Raw genomic sequence first — 2,391 nt, 5'->3', positions numbered from 1 at the left:
TCATCTGCGGCGGCTGCGCGCACAATGCCGCGCGCAGCTCGACGACACCATCGCGTGGCTCGGCGCGCGCGCGCCGTCGGGCACCGTGCTTGAAATGCCCGACGGCGGCTATCTGTTGTGGGCGCAACTACCGGAAGGCGTGTCGGCCGAGGCGCTGGCGCGGCGCGCCGGCCGCGAGCGCATCGCGTTCGCGCCGGGCACGCTGTTCGCGCCCGAGCGCGGTTTCGACGACCGGATTCGCCTGAACTGCGGCTATCCGCTCGACGATGCGCGCCGTGCGGCGCTGGCGCGGTTGGCGGGGATGATCGGCGAGGCGGCGTGAGCCGGTATGAAGCGGGGTGACGCGGCATTCGGCGGCGTGCAATGGTACGAAGCGGGACGCTGACCCGACCCAAGCCGTCGCTTAGGCCGCATCCAGCCGTTCACAGTTGCAGCGTGCCCTGCGACACCAGCACCGCGTGGCCACCGATTTCCAGCCGCCGTTCGCGATCCGGGCCTTGCCAGTAAAGCGTCGCATCGCGTCCGACGTGCCGCCCCTGCATCGCCACCGCGTTCGCGGCGTCCTCGCGCCAGTCGCGCAGCGCGGCGATCAGCGCCGCCGCGCAGGCGTTGCCGCCGCCACACGCCGCATCCTCGTCCACGCCGATCGCCGGACCGAACGAACGCACCGCGATATCGCGTGGCGCTTGCGCGGCCGGCATCACGACGGTGACGCCCGATACGCGATGTCGCGCGCTCAAGGCCTCGATCGCCGATAGATCGGGCGTGAGCCGATCGAGCAGGTCAGGCTGCTCGCCATGCACGACAAGCCAACGCGCACCGGCTTCGACGCAGGCGACGGAAACGACCTCCACCGAAGCGAGGCCGAGCGCCGCGCCCACTTCATGCGCCGCGACCGCATCGAGCATCGCCACCTCCGCCCGCGGCGTGCGAAACCAGATCCTTCCGTGCGCGCCCTCATCCACGCGCATCGTCACCTGCCCGAACGGGCTGCCCTGAACGAGCCGCCCCGGCGACGCCGCGCGCACCGCAACGCGCTGCGTGGCCAGCAACGCATGGGCCGTGCCGATCGACGGATGGCCCGCAAACGGCAACTCGCGGCGCGGCGACCAGATCCGCACGCGGTAATCCGCGTCGGCGTCGCCCGGCGTCGCGAACACCGTTTCCGGCATGCCCGTCCACGCGGCCAGCGCGAGCATCGTCGCATCGGAAGGCGTGGCGTCGGCGATCACGACGGCCACCGGGTTGCCGCGCAGCGCCTGCTGCGTGAAGACATCGACGAGACACAGGGCGGCGTTCACGACAGTGACGCCCCGGCCAATGCGACCAGTACCTCGGCGGCGCGCTCGCAATCGGCCTGCGACACGTCGAGATGCGTGGTGATGCGAACCCGCCGCGCATCGAGCGCGCGAATCCGCACGCCGCGCGCGAGCGCCTCGGCGGCGAACGCGTGCGCGTCGAGCCGCAGGCCGTCGAGGTCGAACAACAGAATGTTGGTGGGCGGCGGGGCGGCGTCGAGCCGGAAGCCGGCCTGGCCGGCCAGCCGCGCCGCGATCAGTGCGGCGTTGGCGTGATCGTCGGCGAGACGTTCGACGTGGTGGTCGAGCGCGTGCAGCGCGGCGGCCGCGAGCACGCCCGACTGGCGCATCGCGCCGCCGAGCCGGTATTTCCAGACCCAGGCCTGCCGCACGAACTCGCCGCTGCCGCACAGCACCGCGCCCACCGGGCAGCCGAGGCCCTTGCTGAAATCGATCCAGGCGCTGTCCCAGCCCTCGGTGTGGACGGCCGCCGCCGCGCCGCTGGCCACGGCCGCGTTGAGCAGCCGCGCGCCGTCCATGTGGGCGATCAGCCCGGCCTCGTGCGCCACGTCGCGCACCGCGCGCAGCGTGTCGAGCGGCCACACCGCGCCGCCGCTGAAGTTGGTGGTCTGCTCGACCGACACCATCGCCGAGCGCGGCGCGGTGCGCGATGGCGCGCGGATCGCGGCGCGGCATTGCTCGGCGCTGAAGATGCCGTCGCGCGTGGCAAGCGGCGCGATCGCCACGCCCGCGATGGCCGACGCGCCGGCGGCCTCGGTCGCGCAGATATGCGCGCCGGCGTCGGCGATCAGCTCGTCGCCGGGGCGGGTGTGAACCAGCGTGGCCACCAGGTTGCACATCGTGCCCGACGGCATGAACACGGCGTCCTCGTAGCCGAGCAGCGCGGCCACGCGCGCGCAGAGCGCCGTCGTGCTCGGGTCGTCGCCTGATTGCTCGTCGCCCACCGGGGCGGCGGCCATCGCCGCGCGCATCGCGGCGGTGGGGCGGGTTTGCGTATCGCTGTAGAGATCGATCATCGAAGGGTATCGGCGGCAAGGGAATCGTCGGGCACGAACGGCGCGTAGAGCGCGTC

2 protein-coding genes and 1 pseudogene are annotated in these 2,391 nt (G+C 72.7%); 1 reads left to right on the top strand and 2 read right to left on the bottom strand.

Going from position 1 to position 2,391, the window contains the following annotated elements; all coding sequences use genetic code 11:
• Positions 1 to 322: pseudogene (locus ACYP33_RS01975) on the top strand (PLP-dependent aminotransferase family protein); the annotation flags it as partial.
• A 100-nt stretch (positions 323 to 422) separates the two neighbouring features.
• On the opposite strand, the gene ACYP33_RS01970 reads toward ACYP33_RS01975, so the two are convergent.
• Positions 423 to 1,301, bottom strand: coding sequence for a PhzF family phenazine biosynthesis protein (locus tag ACYP33_RS01970; protein WP_459619368.1), 879 nt, complete (start codon positions 1,299 to 1,301; stop codon positions 423 to 425).
• On the bottom strand, positions 1,298 to 2,335 hold the full coding sequence (locus ACYP33_RS01965) for a threonine aldolase family protein (protein WP_459619366.1): 1,038 nt from the start codon (positions 2,333 to 2,335) through the stop codon (positions 1,298 to 1,300). Before ACYP33_RS01965 ends, ACYP33_RS01970 begins: the two co-directional genes overlap by 4 nt.
• Positions 2,336 to 2,391: the final 56 nt, after the last annotated feature.

This window comes from Burkholderia sp. 3C (assembly GCF_054589155.1).
This window is presented reverse-complemented; position numbering and strand designations above follow the sequence as displayed.

Coding starts and splice junctions, on each gene's coding strand:
- ACYP33_RS01965 (WP_459619366.1), bottom strand. CDS start 2,335: ATGATCGATCTCTACAGCGATACGCAAACCCGCCCCACCGCCGCGATG.